A 256-nucleotide genomic window follows, 5' to 3' on the forward strand; every position below is an offset into this window, starting at 1 on the left:
CGGATATCGCACGACCGTCGTGACGGCGTGTCCGCGGTCCAGCGCTTCCCGCAGGAGGGGAGCACCAACGTAACCAGACGCACCGATGACGACGATGTTCATATGCGGCCCCTTCCCGAGTCTTTGACGCTGGTAGATGACAGGAGGGTGCGCCTCACCAAAGAAGGCATGTTCACCAAATACCACGCCGGCGCAGCGTACTCGGTGGTACGCCCACGATGCGTTTGAATGCACGGCTGAACGAGGCTTCTGACTC

The 256-nt window shown here is 60.9% G+C and carries 1 protein-coding gene; it reads right to left on the reverse strand.

Translation table 11 applies throughout. From position 1 onward, the window contains the following. A partial coding sequence (locus tag GEV06_29155) for an NAD-dependent epimerase/dehydratase family protein (protein MPZ21906.1) occupies positions 1-102 on the reverse strand: 102 nt, incomplete at its 3' end. Positions 103-256: the final 154 nt, after the last annotated feature.

Origin of the sequence: Luteitalea sp. (assembly GCA_009377605.1) — a bacterium.
Lineage (GTDB): Bacteria > Acidobacteriota > Vicinamibacteria > Vicinamibacterales > Vicinamibacteraceae > WHTT01.